Source organism: Flavobacterium sp. JAS, from assembly GCF_020991455.1.
Taxonomy (GTDB): domain Bacteria; phylum Bacteroidota; class Bacteroidia; order Flavobacteriales; family Flavobacteriaceae; genus Flavobacterium.
Map to the genome: position 1 here is coordinate 392577 of NZ_JAJMOX010000002.1, position 22848 is coordinate 415424.

Annotated in this window: 16 protein-coding genes; 9 read left to right on the top strand and 7 right to left on the bottom strand. The window is 34.4% G+C overall.

What is annotated here, in order from left to right; translation table 11 throughout:
* The first annotated feature begins 85 nt into the window (after positions 1-85).
* On the top strand, positions 86-1309 hold the full coding sequence (locus tag LPB88_RS03680; RefSeq protein WP_230712527.1) for a sterol desaturase family protein: 1224 nt from the start codon (positions 86-88) through the stop codon (positions 1307-1309).
* A 161-nt stretch (positions 1310-1470) separates the two neighbouring features.
* Here the strand turns inward: LPB88_RS03680 and LPB88_RS03685 are convergent, their stop codons facing one another.
* On the bottom strand, positions 1471-3069 hold the full coding sequence (locus LPB88_RS03685) for a DUF6377 domain-containing protein (RefSeq protein ID WP_089351651.1): 1599 nt from the start codon (positions 3067-3069) through the stop codon (positions 1471-1473).
* Positions 3070-3541: 472 nt separating this feature from the next.
* Between LPB88_RS03685 and LPB88_RS03690 the strand changes: the two genes are divergently transcribed.
* From LPB88_RS03690 to LPB88_RS03715, 6 genes are all read left to right on the top strand, one after another.
* Positions 3542-4066, top strand: a complete 525-nt coding sequence (locus LPB88_RS03690) for a DUF5004 domain-containing protein (protein ID WP_230712535.1) — start codon at positions 3542-3544, stop codon at positions 4064-4066.
* Positions 4067-4074: 8 nt separating this feature from the next.
* The gene (locus tag LPB88_RS03695) at positions 4075-5157 is read left to right on the top strand and encodes a hypothetical protein (protein ID WP_230712537.1); all 1083 of its coding nucleotides are present in this window, start codon (positions 4075-4077) and stop codon (positions 5155-5157) included.
* Between the two features lie 29 nt (positions 5158-5186).
* Positions 5187-8192: a SusC/RagA family TonB-linked outer membrane protein gene (locus tag LPB88_RS03700; RefSeq protein WP_230712539.1), complete on the top strand. Its 3006-nt coding sequence runs from the start codon at positions 5187-5189 to the stop codon at positions 8190-8192.
* A gap of 25 nt (positions 8193-8217) precedes the next feature.
* On the top strand, positions 8218-9732 hold the full coding sequence (locus LPB88_RS03705) for a RagB/SusD family nutrient uptake outer membrane protein (protein ID WP_230712541.1): 1515 nt from the start codon (positions 8218-8220) through the stop codon (positions 9730-9732).
* A gap of 134 nt (positions 9733-9866) precedes the next feature.
* On the top strand, positions 9867-11111 hold the full coding sequence (locus LPB88_RS03710; RefSeq protein ID WP_230712543.1) for a glycoside hydrolase family 71/99-like protein: 1245 nt from the start codon (positions 9867-9869) through the stop codon (positions 11109-11111).
* A gap of 25 nt (positions 11112-11136) precedes the next feature.
* Positions 11137-13161, top strand: a complete 2025-nt coding sequence (locus LPB88_RS03715; RefSeq protein WP_230712545.1) for a glycoside hydrolase family 97 protein — start codon at positions 11137-11139, stop codon at positions 13159-13161.
* Between the two features lie 174 nt (positions 13162-13335).
* On the opposite strand, the gene LPB88_RS03720 is transcribed toward LPB88_RS03715, so the two are convergent.
* The 3 genes from LPB88_RS03720 to LPB88_RS03730 all read right to left on the bottom strand — a co-directional run bounded on the left by LPB88_RS03720 (position 13336) and on the right by LPB88_RS03730 (position 15821).
* Positions 13336-14253 carry a hypothetical protein gene (locus LPB88_RS03720; RefSeq protein ID WP_230712547.1) on the bottom strand — a complete coding sequence of 306 codons (918 nt, stop codon included), beginning with the start codon at positions 14251-14253 and terminating at the stop codon, positions 13336-13338.
* Positions 14254-14624: 371 nt separating this feature from the next.
* A complete protein-coding gene (locus LPB88_RS03725) occupies positions 14625-15059 on the bottom strand; it encodes a DUF6526 family protein (protein WP_230712549.1) in 435 nt (144 codons plus the stop codon).
* Positions 15060-15338: 279 nt separating this feature from the next.
* The gene (locus LPB88_RS03730) at positions 15339-15821 is read right to left on the bottom strand and encodes a DNA-deoxyinosine glycosylase (protein WP_230712551.1); all 483 of its coding nucleotides are present in this window, start codon (positions 15819-15821) and stop codon (positions 15339-15341) included.
* A gap of 194 nt (positions 15822-16015) precedes the next feature.
* Here LPB88_RS03730 and LPB88_RS03735 point away from each other — a divergent pair, with 194 nt between their 5' ends.
* Together LPB88_RS03735 and LPB88_RS03740 are read left to right on the top strand one after the other, a co-directional pair.
* Positions 16016-17041, top strand: a complete 1026-nt coding sequence (locus LPB88_RS03735; protein WP_230712553.1) for an AraC family transcriptional regulator — start codon at positions 16016-16018, stop codon at positions 17039-17041.
* Between the two features lie 186 nt (positions 17042-17227).
* Positions 17228-18181, top strand: a complete 954-nt coding sequence (locus tag LPB88_RS03740; protein WP_230712556.1) for a bifunctional helix-turn-helix transcriptional regulator/GNAT family N-acetyltransferase — start codon at positions 17228-17230, stop codon at positions 18179-18181.
* 68 nt (positions 18182-18249) lie between these two features.
* On the opposite strand, the gene LPB88_RS03745 is transcribed toward LPB88_RS03740, so the two are convergent.
* Genes LPB88_RS03745 through LPB88_RS03755 form a run of 3 tightly spaced genes read right to left on the bottom strand, consistent with a single transcriptional unit; the run spans position 18250 to position 22759 of the window.
* On the bottom strand, positions 18250-19449 hold the full coding sequence (locus LPB88_RS03745; protein WP_230712558.1) for an FAD-binding oxidoreductase: 1200 nt from the start codon (positions 19447-19449) through the stop codon (positions 18250-18252).
* Positions 19446-19934 carry a low affinity iron permease family protein gene (locus LPB88_RS03750; RefSeq protein WP_230712560.1) on the bottom strand — a complete coding sequence of 163 codons (489 nt, stop codon included), beginning with the start codon at positions 19932-19934 and terminating at the stop codon, positions 19446-19448. Before LPB88_RS03750 ends, LPB88_RS03745 begins: the two co-directional genes overlap by 4 nt.
* Positions 19931-22759, bottom strand: a complete 2829-nt coding sequence (locus tag LPB88_RS03755) for an AsmA family protein (RefSeq protein ID WP_230712562.1) — start codon at positions 22757-22759, stop codon at positions 19931-19933. The genes LPB88_RS03750 and LPB88_RS03755 overlap by 4 nt, the downstream gene beginning before the upstream one ends.
* Positions 22760-22848 lie beyond the last annotated feature (89 nt).

The following is a 22848-nucleotide window of genomic DNA, read 5'->3' on the forward strand; positions in this document are numbered from 1 at the left end:
GATAAGCAATGGAAATGTCTTTTTCTTAGTTTTAAAATGAATCGAATAAAAGTTTTTTAGAAATCAAAAAAAGTAATTTTTAAAAATGGAACATATTAATTTTCTTGCCTTTGCAATGCCTGCTTTTTTCTTGTTTTTATTTCTGGAATATAAATTGGCTCAACGAAAAGAAAGACCGGAAATTTTCAATTACGAAAGTTCTGTTTCAAATATTAGTATTGGTATTGCCGAAAGATTAATCAACTTATTTATTGCGGCCAGTTTTTATCAATTGTATTATTTTATATATAACAATTATCGAATTTTTGACATCCCAAGTAATGCTTTTGTGTGGATTGGATTAATTCTCGCCACAGATTTTGTTTGGTATTGGTACCACAGATTGGGGCACGAAGTCAATTTTTTCTGGGCAGCGCATATTGTGCATCATCATAGCGAAGAATTTAATTTTACGGCAGCAGCCAGAATTACGACTTTTCAGGCGATTGTCAGAACCGGATTTTGGTGTGTCTTGCCTTTTGTAGGTTTTCATCCCGCGATGGTAATTACAATGCTCATTGTTCATGGTGCGTATTCTTTTTTTACGCATACACAGCTTATAGGAAAGATAAAATGGTTGGAATATGTTTTTGTAACGCCCTCGGTTCATGGAATTCATCATGCTTCTGATGAGAAATATTTAGATAAAAACTACGGTGATATGTTCACTTTTTGGGATCGTATTTTTGGAACTTTCCAGGAAGAAGAAGAAAGACCCAAATATGGATTAACGCATCCGCTAAAAAGCTATAGTTTTTTGTGGCAACACTTTCATTATTACTTTGAAATTTATGAATTATGGAAACGCTCAAAAGGTTTTAAAGCCAGATGGAAAGCTGTTTTTGGAAGTCCCGCGCATATGGATCAGGATATTCGTCCAACATTAGAAAAACGCTTTTTACAGGATAAAGCTAATCCCCATCAAAGATTGAGGTTTAGGAATTACCTTTATATACAATTGGGAATCTCTACTTTGGTGTTAACTATTTTTACCTATTATTTTGACCTTTTAAGTGTTTTGGATAAGGTTTTTGTGCTTTCTATAATTTTGATAACACTTATTAATTGCGGCGCTTTATTAGAACAACGAAAATGGATGTATTATCTCGAGTATGCTCGTATTTTTATGATCACAACTTATTTTTTATACGAAGAAAATATGATAACATTTTTCTTTGTTCCGTTGGCAATTATGATTTTTGCCGAGCAATTATTCTCCCTGGGAAAAAGATATCAAAACGTGATACTTCAATTAGAAACTTCAGAATAAACTATAAAAAGAAAGCGCCACGAATTCACGAATTTTTCTTCATGCAGATGCAAAAATAATTCGTGAATTCGTGGCGTTTTTTTTCTTTTTTGCCATAGATTAAAATGATTTTTCTAATCTGTGTCAATCTGTTTTAACCCGTCCAATTCGTGGGCAAAAAATCATATAGTTTTAATTGCCATAATCTTCTCTTCAAAAGTATCTTTAAAATCTGATTTGCTTTTGATTCTGGTTTTATACGTATAAATTGTAGCTACAGAAAGTTCCAGAAATTCTGCCATTTGGCTGCTGTCCTGAATTCCTAATCGGTATAAAGCAAAAATGCGGAGTTCAGTATTTAAAAGTTCTCCTTTTTTGACAATACATTTGTGATCGTTCGGGAATAAATGGTTAAAATCATTCACAAAAGTAGGGAATAGCTTCAGGAAGATTTCATCAAATTGATGGAAAAGATTCTCGCGTTCTTCCTTTACATTATAACGTTTCAAACTTGCAATAACTTCATCTGTTTTCTTGGTGATGATTTTATGCAGCGTACTTTTCTGAATATGATCGATTTTATTAATAAAGGCCGAAGTTGCCTTGATAAAATACGTAATATATTCTTCTTTAATAGCATTTGCTTCGCTCAAACTGATATTCATTTCCTGAAGTTGTGCATAAGACGAAGCCATTATTTTTCGGGCTTTATTTCTTTCTTTTAATTGTTTGAAAATAATAATCGAAAACAAAACAATAATTAACGTCAAGATTGTTAATAGAATAATGATCTTTTCGAGTTTATCATTTTTGTCTTTTACATTATTCAGCTGTGCTTTTTCGATAATGGGTAATATAGAAGAGATTTCAATTTTACGATGTCTTGCATTATAAAACGTTGCATCATCCATAGCAATATTAATATACTCATTTGCTTTGTCGAGATAACCCATTTTAAAGAGTTCATTGGCAAGATTTCTAAGGGCAACGGTTTCTTTTGTCGCATTTTTAACATCGGCAATAGCGGCGAGTGCCAGATATTGAATGGCTTTTTTGGTATAACCTCTTTCGGAATAAATATAACCCAGACTAGAAGTTGCAATACCATAATAATCCGGCGGCAAATCATAATTATTAATCCAATAGCTAAACGCAAATTCGGCGCCACGCCAATCCTGCTGTTTTAAACGTTTTAAACTTTCGGCTGCCCAGTATTCATTGGTATTGGTACCGATGAGCTCCAATGCTTTTTTCAGGAAATGATTTCCTTGCTGTACATAATGGATATTAAAACGCTTATCACCATTATAATCGGACAGATCGTAATAGGCGCGGGCTTTGATGGAATAATATTCAAATTTGTGCTTTTGATCGAGTTTTTTGTCGTCAATGATATTTAAGGTATCTATAGCTTCTTTAAAAAGGCCCGAAGAAAGCAGTACAAAACCTTCTTTAATTCGGCTTTTGGCCAAATATTGTGGGTTTTTTAAAACGATGGCTTTTATTTTAGCTTCTTCAAGATAGTAATAAGCAGAGTCATATTTAAAGGATTTATACTCTTCAAATAATGCCATATAGGTATTGTACAACTGCTCGTTGTTTTGACTTACCGTAAATTTTGAAACATTTCTTTTTAATGCTTCAATTTTATGATATTTCTGTTTTAAGTACACCTCTTTTTTGAGTAGTACTTTATCTAATTCTTCTAGAACAGGATTTGTCTCTTTGGCTGTTAGAGAAAAACCCGCAATGAAAAAATATAGAATTAATATTCTTTGCATGGTTTGGGTTGGTTTAGGGGAATTTTTGGATTCTTTTTGAGCTAGTTCGTTTTTAATTCAAATTTAGTTTAAGAGTTGATGATTAGCAACTTTTAAAATGAGCAACTTCTTCTTAAAATACATCTAAAAAGGAAGTTAAGCACGAGAAAATGGTTTTGAAATGTTAAAAGCGGTTTAATAACTTGCAATTATACAATAAAAAGCTAATAAATATATGTATAGTTGAAAAAATATATAATTTAATTTCCATATTGTCATTTTTGCCATTGATTTTGTGCTTTTTTCATCTATACAGCATCTTGATTTTTGTAAATCTATTTAAAATTTAATCTATTGATTTTTAATAAGTTAGTATTTGTTTTCTCTGAATTTTATCTTGATTTTTCACGGATTTTTTTTTTTAGATTTATTTAACATCTAGTTTCGTGCTGTCCTTTTAAAGGGATAAAAAACTAACAAAAACCACAATTGTATGAGATGTAAAAGTATTTATTGGTTAGCTGTTATTATGTGTTTATTTGCCATTGGCTGTGACAATACAGATGACGGAAGCTACGTTGACCCGATTACCATTTATGAGAAAGTAAATGGAAACTGGGGATTAACAAATTTGAAAATGGTTGATGAATTTGCCAAGGCAAATAAGATCGAACCAAACGAACAAAACTTGAGTACCTGGTTTAACTACGAAGATTTTAAAATCAAATTTAACGTAGATGAAAATGAAAATCCTACAAGTTATGAAGTTACAGGCAATGTTCCTCCATTATTTGCTGCAAAAGGATTTTGGCAATTAAGCACAGCTTTTCAACAAACAACCGGAGGTGGTCCTGCAAAAATCTATTTGTATAGTGATGCTGGAAAAACTCAAAAAACAGATGAACTTGTATTGACTTCTGTTCCGGGTAAAAATGGAGAAATGGAGTTTCAATTGATACACTCCTCAGGAGGTAGCCCGTTCGTTTCTTATGTATTCAAATTAAATGCTATTAATTAAAAAGTAATATGAAAAAAATTATATATACAATTTTACTTGCCCTTTTGATGGCCCCTAATTTTATCAAAGCGCAAGAAGCTGCGGGATCTGTAGGTGCAATGTCATCGTTTCCGGTAGTGTACAAATATGATGAAAAAGTTACCTGGTATTTTGATCTTTCAGGAACCACATTTGCAGAAACCGAAGATCTTTATATCTGGATTTGGTCACCTTCTGAGCCAGATGCAGGAAACTGGGAAAACTCTTCAGATTTTGCAAAACTGCATTATGAAGGCAACAAAGTTTGGAGTTTTACTTTAACTCCAACAACCTATTTTTCTAAAACCCCGGATGAAATTGCAGCAAGCGCCGGATTTTGGTTTCGTTTAAAAAACAAAAATGGATCGAAACAAAGCGAGGTGGCAAATGTGCCATACACTGATTTTTCATCATTTTACACCGCAAATGAGCTGATCAGAGCTTATCCAACAAAACCAACACTTGATAAAGGAGTAAGTATTTTGTTTAATGCTAATCTGGCTCCGGGATTTGCAGGGGCAACAAGTGTACACATGCATAGCGGATTGAACGACTGGGATCTTAAACAAGAATACCAATCATGGTTACCGGATATTGTTGAAAAAACAAAACTGAAAGATCTAGGAAACGGTTTTTATAAAATGGATTTGGTTCCAAAAACATATTACAATGCGCCGGATGGTTACGAGATGAAAAATTTAGTTTTTCTGATGGTAAAAGACGATTGGGCAGGAACAATTCCGGATCAGGTTTTATACGCAGGAGCTTATGTACCACCACCGCCACCGGTTTTTGGATTTTTTCCATTACAAATCAGTCAGAAAGATTTTCTGGGTATGTCAAGAAAAAATAATGAATCTGGTGTAAACAAATTAATCTACACCATTACTGCCGGAAGTAAAATAATTACCGGAGAATTTACAGGTGGAACGGCTGAGATAAAGGGATTTGTCAATTTGGTTACAGAACTTAATGGTATTGCGAATTTAACTGAGATTCATGTTTTGGTAAAAGACAATAAAGACAAAACGATTTCGGATACGACGATGCCTCTTAAAACTTTAGACAAATAATTCACTATCAAATTAAAACATCAATTCTAATGAAGAATAGTAAAAATAAAAAAATAGTCCTACAGCAAATGTGGACTACTAAATCGCTGGTATTCATGATTTTCATGCTTTTTCTTTCGGCAGGAATGTTTGCTCAGGGAAAAAAACATGTGTCAGGAACCGTTTATGACAATACTGGAAATGTATTGCCTGGAGCTTCAGTTTTAGAAACTGGAACCAGAAATGCCACTACTACAGATTTTGACGGAAAATTTGTGCTGGATATAGCCCTAGGAGGTTCTATTGAAGTTTCTTTTATTGGATCAACCACTCAAAAAGTTCAAATTACTGAAACTACAAAAGCAAACATAGAGGTTCGTTTACAAAACGATGGTTATCAGCTTGCAGAGGTTCAGGTAGTTTCTGTTGGATATGGAACTCAAAAGAAATCAGATTTAACGGGTGCTATTTCTTCGCTTAAAGCGGATGATTTAGTAAAAGGAACAATCTCTTCTACAGAACAGGTTTTACAGGGAAAAGTTGCAGGATTGGCTATAATTCGTCCTTCGGGAGATCCTGCTGCGGGTTCTACAATACGATTGCGTGGAGGAACTTCGCTTACAGCAAGCAACAGCCCACTTATTGTTGTTGACGGTATTGCAGGTGTAGATATCAATGTGGTTCAACCATCAGATATTAAATCTATAGACGTATTAAAAGATGCTTCGGCGACAGCCATCTACGGATCAAGAGGAGCAAATGGAGTTATTATCATTACAACAAAATCAGGAACAAAAGGTGTTTCTGTAGTTTACGGCGGTTTATCAAGCATTGGGTATGTGGCAGACAATTTAGATCTTTTATCAGCAAATCAATGGAGAGGCTATGTTCGCAGTACTGGAAACAAAGATGCAATTGATTATGGCGGAAATACAAACTGGCAAAAAGCAATTGAGCAAACGGCAATTTCGCAATCACATACTTTGAGTATTAATTCAGGAAAAGCAGATAGCGGTTTTAGAACTTCACTTTCGTACTTGAACAATGAAGGAGTTATCAAAACTACAGGATTGGAAAGATTAAGCGGAAACGTAAGTGCTTACCAATATCTTGGAGATAACAAAGACGTGAAATTTGACATGGGTTTATTTGCCAATGTTGACAAATGGCATCCTTTGGATTATAGAATTTTTGAACGCTCTTATAATTTAAATCCAACAATTCCCGTATATGATGCTAACGGAAAGTTTACATCTGTAGCGGGAACTATCTACGAGAATCCTGTTGAGATTTTAACCAATAGAACAGTTGACAATGAAAGACACAGATTGTTAGGGTATTTTAAAACGGAGATTAAATTCCTGAATGATTTTACCGCTGTAGGTAATATTTCATACGAACATAACGCCGTAAAAGGAAGTACTTATAAACCAAGCTACGCCGTTATGGAAGGTATAACTGAAGATGGTTATGCTCAAAAAACATATGCAGAATATGCCAATGCGCAAGGTGAACTTTATGTGAATTACAATAAAGTAATTGACAAACACATCATTGGAGCTCTTGCAGGATATTCGTATTTAGAGAATATTTATGAAGGTTTTGGAGCGCAACGCAGCGGTTTTGTTACAGATGCTTTTAGCTACAACAATTTAGGAGCAGGTTACAATTATCGTTTGGGAGATGTGTATTCTTATAAAGGAAAATCAAATTTAGTGTCGTTTTACGCTCGTGCAAATTATTCTTATGACAGCAAATATTTGTTGACTGCAACAGTAAGACGTGATGGTTCAAGCCGTTTTGGAGACAACAATAAATGGGGAACTTTCCCATCTGCATCTGCGGCATGGAAAATTTCCAGCGAAGAGTTTATGAGTTCTACAAAAGGTTGGTTAGACAATTTGAAACTAAGAGTTGGTTATGGAGTTACGGGTAATCAGGACGGGATTGGTGAGTACAAGTCGCTTTCTATTTTAGGAGTTGGAAACGACAGTTACTACGATCCGGTTACAGGAACCTGGAGTTTGGCTTATTCTCCAAAACAAAACCCAAATCCTGATTTGAAATGGGAATCTACAAAACAATTAAACATTGGTATAGACTTTAGTTTATTTAATAGAATTACAGGCTCATTGGAATATTATTCTAAAAACACAGACGATTTATTATACACTTACGAAGTGCCGCAACCTCCTTATTTAGTGGGAACAATGCTAGCAAACGTTGGAGAGATGTCTAATAAAGGAGTGGAACTTACTTTGAATGCAGATATCATTAAAGGAGATAAATTTTCTTGGAATGCTAATTTAACATTAGGACACAACGTTCAGAAAATCGAAAAATTATCAAATCCAACGTATAAAACAGATGTTATCTACAGCGGATCATTACACGGATTAGCAGGTATGTCAGGACAATATTCTCAAATTATTGCCGAAAGGTATCCAGTTGGAACTTTCTGGGGATTCAGAAATGCGGGACTTGATGAAAATGGTAAAATTCAGTACTATAATGCAGCGGGAGCTGTAGTTGCTGAAAGTGCTTTGGTAGATGCTGATAAAACAGATTTAGGAAATATTCAACCGGATTTGACTATGGGTATTGGAATGAATTTTACTTACGGAAATTTTGATCTTGGTATTTCAGGATACGGAATGTTCGGTCAAAAAGCATTAAACGCTACAAACATGATGCTCAACGATCCTAACAGATTACCAACTTTCAACGTGCCGGATGATTTCTTAAACACAGGAATTACATCAGCTCCAAAATATTCAGATTACTGGATCGAAGATGCTTCATTCTTTAGACTTCAGACACTTTCAGTTGGCTATACAATGCCATTAAGATCTAAATCTTCGAAATTGAGAGTGTATCTTATGGGAGAAAATCTTTTTGTAATTACTAGTTACAAAGGAGTTGATCCCGAGATTGGTTTAAACGCTCAGGATGGCGCTGATCAAACAGGTTTAGCAGCGCCGGGAATCGATAAGTATAACAACTACCCGAGACCAACGACGATTTCTGTAGGATTAAATTTCACGTTTAATAATTAAGCGAATTAACTCAAAAATATAAAAAATGAAAATCAAAATAACAGCAGCACTATTCATTAGCATGCTTTTTACGATATCATGTACCAATTTAAATGAGGATTTATATGATAAGGTAGAAGATGGGAATTTTGGAAATACTCCAAAAGAAGTAGATGCATTAGTTGGTGGAGCCTATTCTTCATTAAGAGGATTTGCCGATGGAATATCCAATAACTATCCAACTTCTGAGTACGTATTTTTTTTAGAAGAAACGGTTTCAGATGAAGCTACAATTCCAACAAGAGGTACAAACTGGTATGATGGCGGGCAATATCAGGAAGCTCAAAAACATACCTGGAAACCGGACAATCGTTTGATTCTTTCGGCTTGGCGTTACAATTACACCGGAATCGCTAAAATCAATTCGATTATTTATCAGGTTGATAAATCGGCATTGACAGCTGCGGCGAAAGCTCCGATTTATGCCGAATTAAAAGCATTAAGAGCCTATTACTATTATAATCTTTTGGATTTATTTGGAAATGTACCAATTGTGACGGATTTTCAAGATACTTCTCTGCCATCAAATTCAACTAGAAAACAAGTATATGATTTCGTTGAAAAAGAATTGACAGATGCAATTCCGCATTTAACCGGAAATGTAGTGTATTCTAAAATGACAAAAAATGTTGCTTATTCTATATTGGCCAGATTGTATCTTAACTCTGAAGCTTTTATTGGAACAGCACGTTGGCAAGATTGTATCAGCATGTGTCAGAAGATTACAGGTTATACATTAACACCTGATTTCTTTGCCAATTTTGCTACAGAAAATCAAAAATCAACAGAGATTATTTTTGCTATTCCTTACGATTCAAAAGCAGGAACAGTAGGTAATTATATGAACTCAATGTCTTGTCATTACTTGCATAAATTGACAATCTCAGCATCAGGAAATGATTATCCATGGAGCGCAAACGGAATGTGTGCACAACCGGGAGTTTACTCCGCTTTTGCAGATACAGACAAAAGAAAGAAATGTATGGTTGCAGGCGATCAGATTAGTGTAGCAACAGGACAAGTTATTTTAATGGATAATGGAGAGCCATTAACCTACACAGAAGAAGTTACAAGTGTTGCCGATGCTAAAGAAAATCAAGGAGTCCGTTTAGGAAAATACGAAATGAAAGCTGGAGAACAATGGGAGCGCGATCATGATTTTGTTTTAATTCGTTATGCCGAAATCTTAATGATGCAAGCCGAATGTTACGTTCGTTTAGGATCTCCGGATTTAGCAAAACCATTTTTACAACAAGTAACAGCGCGTGCCGGAGAAGAAATGCCTGCAACAATAGATCTTCACTTTATCGATCAGGAATTGCTTAAGGAATTCACTTTTGAAGGAAGAAGAAGAACAGACAATATTCGTTTTGGAACATTCTTCGATCCATGGTGGGAAAAAGGACCAACGGAGAAATACAGAGCAATATTTCCAATTCCCAGTACGGTGATGACAACAAACAAAAACCTGGTTCAGAACCCTGGGTATCCTGTAAATTAGGTTCTGGAATGTCAGTCTTCCATGTTGGTTAGTCGTGGAAGGCTGACATATTCATATTTTTTTTAGCCAAAGACTTCAAAATCAAAGGCAAAAAAAAATAACCACAACAATCATAAAACAAATATTATCTCAATATGAAAAGATATATCACATTATTGTTTTTTGGGATCATGAACATTTTGGTTACCAGTTGCAGCAGCGGCGATGACAAAGGTCCAGATAAACCTACAGAACCAGAAACACTTGCACCTGTTGCCATTGAAAAAACAAACAGCACCAAAATTTACGTTCATTATATGCCTTGGTTTGAAACCAATGAAAGTAGTGCCGATAAAAAATGGGGATATCACTGGACAATGGCAAACAAAAATCCAAACATAGTAGGAGCAAACGGCCGCAGAGAAATCGCATCCTATTATTATCCACTAATTGGTCCATACCATTCGGGTGATAAAAATGTGATTGAAAATCATTTATTATTGATGAAATATTCTGGAATTGACGGAGTTTTGATCGATTGGTATGGTACTTATGATGTCAATGATTATAGAATGGTTAAAGAAAACACAGAGCAATTAATTGCAATGTTAAGCAAAGTTGGTCTGGAATACGCCATTGTTTATGAAGACAGAGTTACAAAAAATGTGGTTGATGCCGGAAAAGCAATCTCTGTAACCGCTGCCGCAAAAACCGACTTGGCGTACATGCAAAACAATTATTTTGACGATAAAAATTATATCAAAATAAACACAAAACCATTGTTGCTTAATTTTGGTCCAATAATATTGCAAACACCGGCCGAGTGGACAAACGTTTTTAATACCTTAACTACAAAACCTACTTTTTTAACCCTTTGGGATCAATCTGTAGATGCTGGAGACAATGCTTCGGGCGAATATGCGTGGGTATTTAAAAACAGCACTTATTTGACCAATTTTTATACCAATACAAAACCAAAACTTTCTGTTGCAATGGGAAGTGCTTATCCCGGTTTTAAAGATTTTTATGCCGAAGGTGGTGGTGGTTCCGCCATTGGCTGGACAATAGAACCAAACAATGGAGCCACACTTGATGAAACACTTTCTTTGGCTAAAAATGCAAACTTAAACTACCTGCAACTCATTACATGGAATGACTTTGGAGAAGGAACAATGTTCGAACCAACAGTAGAATTTGGATACAGTTATATCGAAAAAGTAAAAACATTTACCGGTGTAAAAAATACCCAAACGGTTTTTCCCGATATCAGTAAACTTTACAACCTGCGAGTAGAAAAAAAGGGTAGTGCCGATGCCCAGAAAAAATTAGATCAGGCTTTTAATTACTTTGTTTCAATGCAGCCCGCAAAAGCAAAAGAGTTAATAAATGAAATTAAATAAGAGTTGTAATTAATACAATTAAATAATGAAAAACATAAAATATAGATACTGTCTAATTGCTTTAGCGTCAATATTAATTTACGCTTGCACGGCTGGTACTAAAAAAACATACAAAATAAGTTCTCCGGGAAAAAACACCGAATTAGTTTTCGAATTAACCGCTTCAGGTCAGCCTGAATATCGTTTTACCTCTGGTGGAAAATCCGTAATAGAACCTTCTTTAATGGGATTTGAATTTCAGGGAGTCCCAAAAATGACCGAAGGTTTTGAAGTGGTTTCCACCCAAGAAAAAACGTCAGACGAAACTTGGGAACAACCTTGGGGAGAATTCAGAAAAGTAAGAGATCACCACAACGAGTTAATTGTTCATCTCAAAGAATCAAAAGGCGAGGAGCGTTTAGTAGATATTATTTTCAGGGTTTTTGACGATGGAGTTGGTTTTAGATACTTTTTTCCAAAACAGTCCCATTTAGGAAAAGTGAAAATCACTAATGAAATTACGCAATTCACCTTCAAATCTGAGAATGACGTTTGGTGGATTCCCGTGCACCGTGAAAACAGCTATTATGAAAGCACGTATCGCAAAACAGCAGTGAGCAAAACAGATACGATAAACACACCTGCAACTTTTGAAACAAAAGAGAAGTTGTATGTAGCCATTCACGAAGCCAATTTGACTGATTTTGCCTCAATGACACTTTTAAAAACAAATAATAAACAATACAAAAGCGAATTGGTGCCTTGGGCTGATGGTGTAAAAGTATATGCCCAAACTCCTTTTAATACACCTTGGAGAACTATTGTTGTGGGTAAAACTCCGGGAGAAGTGGCAACTTCGACTATTATGCTGAATTTGAATGATCCTTCAAAAGTTGAAGATCTTTCTTGGATTACACCTTCAAAATATATTGGAATCTGGTGGGGAATGCACCTAGAGAAATATACTTGGGGACAAGGACCAAAACATGGGGCGACAACTAAGAATACAAAAGAATACATTGATTTTGCTGCGAAAAACAATTTTGACGGCGTTCTGGTGGAAGGCTGGAATGAGGGCTGGGACGGCGACTGGACTGCCGATGGAGCTGCCTTTAGTTATACTAAAGCATATCCCGATTTTAATTTGGATGAAATTACAAAGTATGCCGCTATTAAAAATGTTCGTTTAATAGGACATCATGAAACGGCAGGTGCCACAAAAAATTATGAAAGCCAATTGGAAGATGCTTTTAAACTGTATCACAAAATGGGCGTGAATACCGTAAAAACGGGCTATGTAAATAAATATTTAGACAAAAAAGAATGGCACGACAGCCAGTACGGAGCGCGTCATTACAGAAAAGTAATGGAAACGGCTGCGAAATATCATATCATGATCGACAATCACGAACCTATAAAAGGAACGGGATTACAGCGTACATACCCGAACTTTATGTCTCAGGAAGGCGGACGTGGACAGGAATACAACGCTTGGTCTGTTGATGGCGGAAATACTCCGGAACATTTAACAACTTTACCTTTTACAAGAATGCTTTCTGGACCCTTTGATTACACACCAGGTAATTTCAATTTTGATTATAAAACGCCTTCAAGAGCGAGAGTTTTAACAACTTTGGCAAACCAATTAGCTTTATATGTAATCATTTACAGTCCGTTGCAAATGGCGTCTGACTTGCCTGAAAACTACGAAGGAAAACCTGAATTTGAGTTTGTAAAAGAAGTGCCTTGCAATTGGTCAGATACCAAAGTTCTGGATTCTAAAATTGGAGAATACACCACAATTGCCCGTAAAGACTGGGACGGCAAAAACTGGTATTTGGGATCTATCACCAATAGCGATTCCAGAGATCTTAAAGTTGGTTTATCTTTCCTGGATGCCGCAAAAGACTACGAAGCCGAAATTTATGCAGATGGAGCAGGAGCAAACTATAAAACAAATCCTTATCCGGTTGCAATTTCAAAACAAAAAGTAAATAGTAAAACAATACTGAATATTAAATTGGCAGCTGGAGGAGGAACAGCTATAAAATTTTCTCCAATCGAGAAATAAGTTAGTAAGGTTTATTTTGAATTAAGTTTGGTTTTGAGCAATGAACCCGATATCTTTTTGAAGGTATCGGGTTTGTTATTTTGGTTTTTTGCCATGTAAGTTCATGGGATGACAAGATTGTGGAAATTAAAAACTTATGATTTCCTATGGGAACTTATATGGTTTAATTATTTTTTAATGTTTATAAAACTTAACATGATTACCAAAAGCATAAACAGCGGTAATAGTTGGCCCGTTGTAGCCCCATTTCAGGTATCCGTTTAATCTTTCTCTGACGGTGTCTACTTTAAAGTTTAGACCAGTATAGCCTGCTGTTAAGCTGAAGTTTTTATGGACATTATAAGAAAGAGCTAAATTATAACTTACTATTCGGCCATCGATGTTGTCAATTTGTACTGCCAGATAATTTGCATTTACATACAAGCCAAAACGTTTTGCTAAAACAAATTCTCCCCAAATTCCAATATCTGGTAGCGGAGCAGTGAAATTGAAACTATCGTTATATTCTAAAACAGCCTGATTGGCGTCTACTCTCATACCTAAATCAGCAAAAAGTACGTGCGCACCAATTAATAAACCGGCTTCGTATTTTGGCTTAGACAAAAAAGCATAACCGTATGCAATTCTTGCAATCTGAACATCAAAAAGAGCAGTTACTCTTGTATTGATATTATAAGTATGCTCACCAAAATCAATTTGTCTTTCAAGAGTTTTAGTAGAACTTCTGTTCAAAGCAAAGAATTCAAAACCTAATCTGGATCTTCTGGAAATACGCCATTCAAATGTTCCCATAAAAGAAGAACTTGATTTTGAGAAACCTAAATCATCTTCGAGATCTATTTCTGTTCCGCGATTTCCGTTATTGGTTCCAACCTGAATTTGTGTATTATTAACAGGAAAAAAGGCTCCCGCAGTTACTTTAAAACGTCTACCGTGCCAAGGCAAATCTTCAGGGTCAGAGTTCTGGAATTCATCTGAATTACTGTTTTGTAAAACAGGCAAAGTGGTCTCTGCAGAGATTTCACCAGTATTTTGTGCATGAGCTGAAAACCAAAAAAGGAAAATAATCAATAAAGAAAATAATTTTTTCATGAGATTTATTATTAAATTTTGGTAGTTAATTTTAACACTTAAAGTTAACAAAAAAAATCATTCATTTTATTTTTTTGATTTTATTATTTTAATAATTCATCTGACAGTCAGTGTAGTATGTGTTTTTTAAAGCATAGAGGTACGTAGGGTCAGAGGTACAAAGGGACAAAAGTTTAATGTTTTTTAACATAATGATGCACAGCAGTGTCTCTAATTGGTGGCATGCCCAAATTATTGTTATAAAGGGGCATAGGTTTAAAGAGTTTTGCGTCTTGAAAAAGATTAAATGGCAGTTTAGACGCACAGCAGAGCACCTTTAGGGAAATGAAACTTAGAACCTTAGCAACTCAGAATCTTAGAATCTAAAAAATCTAAACTCTGTTATAATCTGCTTTCCAGTGTATGATTGCTTTTTTTATGGAGTCACCTGAGAGGTTGTTTTTGAGCGCATCTTCCAGAAGTGGTAAAAACTCATTGTCGGGGGCAAATCTAAAGGCAAATATTTGGTCGTCAGTGAATTTATATTCGATTTCTTCAAATCGTTTTCCGGTTAAGGTGAAGTAGCGATAACGGATTTCTAATTTGATAATTCGGTTTTGCAAAGTGAGTGCATAATGTTGGCGCAGCATATAGGCCAAGCAGAATAAAAACGCAAAACCAACACTAATAAACGACCAAATAAGACTGTCGTTTGTTGTAATTGCAAAATAAATACTGGCAATTAAAAACAAGGCCAGAGCTGGATAATAGACAAAATGATGTGGGGTGTAAAACCGTATATGATTGTAATAGGTTTGAATTTTCATAATTACTATGTTTTTGGTTTATACTTAAAAAAACAAAGCTACCCTAAAATAGAATAGCTTTCCTCAAAAATAAACTAACATAACCAATGTTTCCTCTATAATTAAACTTTTTACAGTTTTCTTAGTAATATCCGTATTTTGAAAGCCTCATTTTTCTCCTAAATTCATTCTTAACTGGCTTTTGTTTTGTTAGGGTAAAATTATTTTAGAAGAGGAAGTTTGGTGTTATATTTTAAGTCAGAAATGTTATATGATTTCAACTATGATTTATTGGCTATTTTAAAGTGAGGAAATAATCTTCCATTGGTCTAGTTTAGACTCAAATGTTATACTGGCGTTTGCCGGACTTGTAGAAGGCAGGGTGATAAGCTGATATGATTTTTCTAAAGACACATACTTTTTGAAGAAAGCCGCGGCTTTTTGTCCGTTGAATATAATGGCTTTTATGTTAGAATGTTGCTTTAAAAACGTTTCGAAATCATTTGCGATTTCGTTCTTGATTGCGCTGTCAAGGCTTCCAACTCGTTCACAATATTGAAGAACATCCCACAAGGCGATATTGTTTTTCTGCAAAAGTGCTTTTCTCATTTCATAATCTCTCGAGAAATCTTCTTGCAGAATTGTAAACATAAATTTCCAGAAATTATTTTGATTGTGTCCGTAATACTGATTTATTTCTAATGATTTTGTTCCAGGCATTGTACCTAGAATTAAAATCTTAGCATCATTATTAGTTATAGGCTGGAAAGAGAAACTTTTCATGTTTTTGAGTTAAAAAATATTTTGTTTGAGTTAAAGTAATCATTTATAGGTAATTATAAAACAAAAGCAGAGAATTATATAACATTTTTAAGGTAGGTAAGATCGAACTTTGAAATATGATTTTTGAATACAAGAATACTACTTCCTGAGCAAAAAACATCATGAGCGATTATAGAATTTTAAATATAGACAAAATGAAAATAGTTACTATACATACAGAGAAAATTCAAAATATATTTGAAGAATTAAATAACAGCTTTGACGGAAATATGACTTATGATTTAGAGGAATATAGGATTGAAGTGGACAGTCATTTTGCAAAAGGAACAATTATAGGCGCTTCTTTCAATGACACTATTTCATATATGCAATTTGATATGATCTTTTTGAAGAATGTTTGCATAGATTTTTTAAAGATTAAATCTTCGCCGGTTTATTTTGCTTATTGTTCAGAGGGAAATCTCTCGCATAGTTTTGGATTTATGGGCGATGAGAGAAAATTTAAAACTTTTCAAACTGCGATTGTAACTTCGAAACAAAATCAGGATAATGTTTTGTTTTTTGAAAAGGAAAAAAAAACAAGATTTACTTTAATCATTGTTGGAACTCGGGTTGGGGAACAAAATAAAATGAATTCTTTGAATCAAAAAGTCAAAGATATTTTTTTTGGGAATCACACTGCCAGGGATTTCTTTTATATCGGGACGTACAATTTAAAAATTGCCGAAAAAATTGAACAATTAAACGCTATCACACAAACCGGAATTGTTAGAAATTTACTAAAAGAAGGAATTTTAAGAATCATTCTGGCAATGGAGATTCAGCAATATATAGACGATTTAGGCGCTTTATCAAAAGATACAAATGGTTTGTCTCAAAAAGAAATGGAAGAAATCAAAGAACTTTCAGAAACCATAAAAGCCAATCCCGAGGAAACCTTTACGATTAAATCGTTGAGCAAAATGGCTGGATTATCTCCAAATAAACTACAAGAAGGTTTTAAAATGATTCACAACAGAACTGTAAACGATTACATCACGCACATGCGGGTTCTTAAAGCCGAAATTCTCATCAGAACCTCAGACCTGAATATTTCCGAAATTGTGTATTGCATTGGCTTCACAAGCAGAAGTTATTTCTCTAAAATCTTCAAGCAAAAATTCAATTGCAGTCCAAAAGAATATAAATTCAATCTGAATCCGCTTACTATTACGGCTTAGTTAAGTCTCTGAGTTGCTGAGGTTCTGAGTTGCTAAGTTTTTTTGATGTAAATATTTTTTAACAAAGTCCCCAGTACATAAGATAATTAAACAGTTTCAAAAAAAAACTTAGATTCTTAGTGACTTAGAACCTTAGTTTCTAAAAAATAACTATATTTGCATAACTGATTATGTAATTAATTATATATGGAATTTTTTGACAAAGTAGGTAAGGTGGCTTTAGGAAGCCGATTACGTTTAATGACAGCAATGATAACCGATGATGCTGCTAAAATATATGAATCGTATGGTATGAATTTTATGCCAAAATGGTTTCCGGTTTTTTATACACTTATAGAAGAAAGGGAAATAACCATTACAGAAATTGCTAACGAAATAGGACATTCGCAGCCATCAGTGAGCAAAATTATTCAGGAAATGATTGTTGCTGGTTTGGTCGAAGAGAATTTAAAAAGCAATGATAAACGTAGGAATATTGTTGATCTGACTAAACAGGGAAGGGAATTTTCGAAAGAATTAAAACTCCAACTCAAAGATGTCGAAGCTGCCGTTGATGGTTTAATTGCCGAATCAAGTCATAACCTTTGGGCTGCACTTGAGGAATGGGAATTTTTACTGAATCAGAAAAGTTTGTTTAAACGAGTAAACGAACAAAAAAAGTTACGTGAAAGCCAGGATGTGAAAATCGTACCATTTGAACCTAAGTATCAGGAAGCTTTCAGGGAATTAAATGTTGAATGGATTTCGACTTATTTCGAAATGGAAGAGGCTGACTATAAAGCTTTGGATAATCCGCAGGAATATATCCTGAATAAAGGCGGCAAAATTTATGTGGCTTTGTATCGTAACGAACCTGTTGGTGTTTGTGCATTGATAAAAACCAAGGATTCAGATTATGATTTTGAAATGGCAAAAATGGCTGTTTCACCAAAAGCACAAGGCAAAAACATTGGCTTCTTACTTGGTCAGGCAATTGTAAACGGTGCCAGAGAAGAAGGAGCAAAAAAAATATATCTGGAAAGTAATACAATCTTAAAACCGGCAATTAATTTATATTATAAACTGGGCTTCCAGAAAGTTTATGGCCTGGCAACACCTTATAAACGTTGTAATATTCAGATGGAGTTGGTTTTGAATTAAGCTGCTAAGGTTCTAAGTTGCTAAGGCGCTAAGAAAAAAACTTAGTAACTTAGAACCTCAAAAAAGAATCATCTCCCAAACCTATAATACTCCAAATCCTGATTTTTTTTATCGTCTATAGAATCAAGAATAGAATTCATTCCTAAAACACTAAAGGTGATTCCATTTCCTCCAAAACCCAGAACGTAATGTTCATTTTTTCTTGGATCCGGTTTTCCAAAATAAGGTAAACCATCTTTTGTTTCTCCAAAAGTTCCCGCCCAGGAATAATCTATCTTGAAATTGATAAGTGGAAATTTTCTTTTAAATTGTTTTAGCAAATACTGCTCTTTTTTAGGCAATAATTTATCGCGTTTATTGGCATCTTTAAATTCTTCATCACCCCCGCCAATGATAATGCGGTTGTCGGCCGTTGCCCTAAAATACAGATAAGGGTTTGAGGTATTCCAAAATATAGCATTTTTAAAAGCCGTTGGTAAATCAGGCAGACTCTCGGAGGTAATTACGTAAGTGCTTTTTAGATCTACTACTTTTTCAGTGAGTGTTTCGGTGCTTTCGTAACCGCTGCAATGTATGATGTGATCTGTTGTAATGGTAAATTTGTTTTCGGTACGAGCAACACATTTTTCTTTTTGATGTTCAATGCCAATAATATTGGTTCGGTCAAAAATCTGCATTCCGTTTTGGTGGCAGAAGTGCAATAAATCGTGTGCGAGTTTATACGGATCCATTACTGCGGCCGTTTTTGATTCAATTGCAGCCAGAGCATTTAATCCCATTTCTTTCAAATTAAATCGGCTTAACCAGGTCACGTCAAATTCGGATTGCTGGCGCGCTTCAAATTCGTGTTTCAGGAACGAAATGTCTTTTTTAAGCGAAGTAAAGTAGATACTTTTTTTGAATTCAAATTGGCAATCACTTTTTATGGTATCAATTATATTTCTTAAATCAAAAATGGCTTTTTTTCCATTTTTATAACTGTCAACAGCACAACCTTTCCCTCTTAATTCAATGAGTTTATGCAGTGCGACATCAATTTCATATTGAAGCAAAGCTGTACTTGCAGCAGTACTTCCGTTACAAATGTCACGACGATCAACAAGCACTATCTTTTTTCCTTCGTTAATTAATTTATAGGCAATTAAAGCTCCCGTTATTCCTCCGCCAATGATTAAAATCTCCGTATCAATATCTTTGTCAATTGACGGATAACTATTTAACATGGCGTTTTTTAAAGGCCAGAAAGTTTCGGTAGAGCGTAGTTTCATTTTTTAGTGATATTTCTGGTACGTGATTTAGTTCTGTTTTTGTCCTTACGCTCATGTTGTTCATGTGCTTCAGCGATAGAATGCGAATTTCTGATACTTTCGTCTTTTTTGGCAAGTTCACTCAGTCTGTGATAATACTTCTGAACGATAATCATTTCTTCCTCAGTCATACTTTCAATATCGACCAGGCTATTACTAGAATACTCGTTTGAGGCAACTAATTCATTTAGCTTTAGTTGAATAGCAAGAGAATCTTTGTTTTGTGCTTTCTGAATCAAAAAAACCATCAAAAAAGTAATAATTGTAGTTCCTGTATTAATAACCAATTGCCAGGTTTCGGAGTAATCAAAGAAAGGACCGGAAATTGCCCAGACTATAACGATCAAAAAAGCGCCAATAAAAGCAGGAGTGCTTCCGGCAGCTTTAGAAACGTTAGTAGCAAATCTTTCGAAAGCACTACTTTGTTTTGTTTTTTTAGTTTTCATTTGAGTTTAACTTTTTGTTTGCTTACTTTTTCTTCCCGAATAACTTTATTGTTTTTTTCGTCATACAGGGCATCATCAATTTTTTGGCCTGTTTTACTGAAAATTTTAATTTTTGGATCTTCATGTGTTCCGGTAATAACGATAGGAAAACCAATAATGCCAAATGGCGGCAATCCTAATCGCATTCGTAAATCTAAAAGCCCATCAAAACTTGTTGTTCCTTTTATCGTTGGCTTGAAACTAGCGACACTAAAGGTGAAAGGTTCTATATGAATTAAATTATTATCGATAGTTGAATTTATTTGAATTCCTTTCAGGTTAGGATCGTCCAGAGTTTTTTGTCCGGTTTTGGAACTAATTCCGTCAAATAATTTTAATCCTTTAACTTTTACATCACGAAGGTTTAATGTTCCCCCACCTTCAAGAGATTCATAAATTGGTCCCATATTTCCGTTTAAATCACCTTTGACTTTATAATCTACAGAAATAATTCCCTGTGCTTTTTCAGCGACAGTTACCATATTATGAAACATAGGAATTTCTTTGTAAGCTCTTTGAACGCTGAAGTCTTTGGCTGTAAAATGAGCATCAAAATGTGCGGATGTTGGCGATTCATCTTTATAAGAAGCATTGATTCCTAAGAGACAATCGATGATATTAAAAGTGGCATTTTCTAAATAAAAACCTTCTTTTGTAATGCCAACTTTACCATTAAGATTGTTTAAAACTAATCCGTTATATTCAACTTTGTCTGCATTTGCGGTTAGTGCTACATTTAAGTTTTTGGGCACAATGACAACACCGCTCATTTTTGGATGATCTTCTTTGGCGTATTCTACTTCCAGATTTCGATTGGTATTTTCGCCTTTTTTAAGGGCCATAAATTCATCAACATTTATCAGTTTAGATTTCATGTTGAAATTTCCACTCAAAGTTCCGTGTGATTCCAGGAAATAATTAATAGTATTTAGTAAATATCCGTTTATGGCAAAATCAGATTTTCCATAAGAAGCATCAAATTTTTCAAACCACATTTTCTCATTCTGAAAACGGAAATTTCCTTGTTTGATAAAGAAGGATTTGGGAAAAAGTTCTGAGGTTGCTTTGATGTTTTTTAATACAATTGTGCCTTTATTATCGAGTTTATCGTATTGTCCTTTTGTGGCATAATTTTGTTTTCCCTTAAGGGAAAGATCTGCTTTTGCATAACCGGTCACATCAAGTCCTTTTTTGGAGAAAACCTGATAAATACGACCAATATTCAATTCGCCTTTTATTTTTGCATTGTAAGCCAAATCACTAAAATCTGATAAAGTGGCGTTTACATACATCGGATTTCCTTCAAAAACAAAAGAAGCAGGAGCAACGGCAACAATCAAATCCTTAAATGTTCCGGCTTTGTTTAACACATTGGCAACAAAAGTAATATCGGTAATTGGGTTAGGATATGAGTCCGTTTTTAACCAGCCGTTATGCAGTGCAATTCCGCCAATCGTTTTAGGAAAAAGTTTTTTTGAAGTACTAAAAACACCTCTTGCCTGAATATTTATTTTCAGGATTCCTTTTAATTCAATAGTACTCAAACCTAATGCAGCGTCAACTGTTGCAAGATCTAATGCACCTTTTACACTGGCATCGACCGTCATTTCGTTAAAACCTTTACTATGTAAATAAGCGATAAAATAATCTTTTTCGCCTACTTTAAATTTAAAAGTTTTAAGATTAATTAAAAGTTTTTCGACGTCAAGCGAAGGTAAAATTGCATTGAGATTCATCTGAAAACCTGTTAATGGAGCAGGAGCATTTTGATAATTTATGGCACCTTTATCAATTTTCAGATTAAAAGCCAAATCCGGTTTTTGATTTTTGGCGACATTATAATCGCCTTTAAAAGTAAAAAGCAAATCACTATTTCCGGAGATTTCAGTTTCATCCATCCACGTTAAATATTCAGGAGGCATTACTGATAATAAATCTTTTACGGTTGTATTTTCAGATGCTGCTTTGATATTTATTTTATATCCGTCTCTTAAAATGGTAAGTAAACCCGTAAATTTTAGCGGAAGTTTATTGATTCTCAACTCATTTTTTTGAAGAATAAACGAAAGCGCATGTGTATTAATTCGGGTAATCAAATCAGCACGAACTTCTTTTTTTCTAAGATATGCCGTTCTATTATAATAAAAATCGACATTATCGATTCGGGCATCTGTATTTAAGTCAAAAATATCTTCGCTTAGATTTCCTCTTCCGACATAATTAAAGCCTTTTGCATCGATAAGAATTTTAGCGGATCGATCGTTGTATTTTACATGACAATCTTCTAAGTCTATTCGCTCTAACCGAATTGCAGTTCCTTGGTCAGGTTGATTTGGATCGTTTGGTTTTTTATCGCGATCTTCGGGAGCAACATAAATATTGTAATTGGCTTCTCCCTTTTGACTGACCATTATATTGATTAAAGCTTTAGAAACATATAGTTTATTAATCTTTACTTCGTTGTCAAAAATTAGCCTTTTAAGATTAATTCCAAAAGCAACTTGTTCTGCTTTTAGCAAAGTATCATTTCGAAATGGTGCCGAACCTGTAAGGGATAAATTGTCAAGCGAAACTGTTAGTGAAGGAAAATGTGTAAAAAATGATAATCTCGATTTCGAAAAGTCCATTTTGGTATCTAATCTTTCATTGGCAATTTTCTTTACTTCAGACGCAACAGTTCCTGGAAATAACAATGGAATCAAAAATAGTAATAGTAAGATACTCGCCACTGTGATTGCGGTTATTTTTAGAGTTCTAAGGGCTATATTTTTATAAGATACTGGCATATAGAAATCTTTTTAATTTTTGTAGTAATTTATTTATATAGATATATTATTTTAACAAATAGAATCATAGTTATGTAAAGGGATAAAGG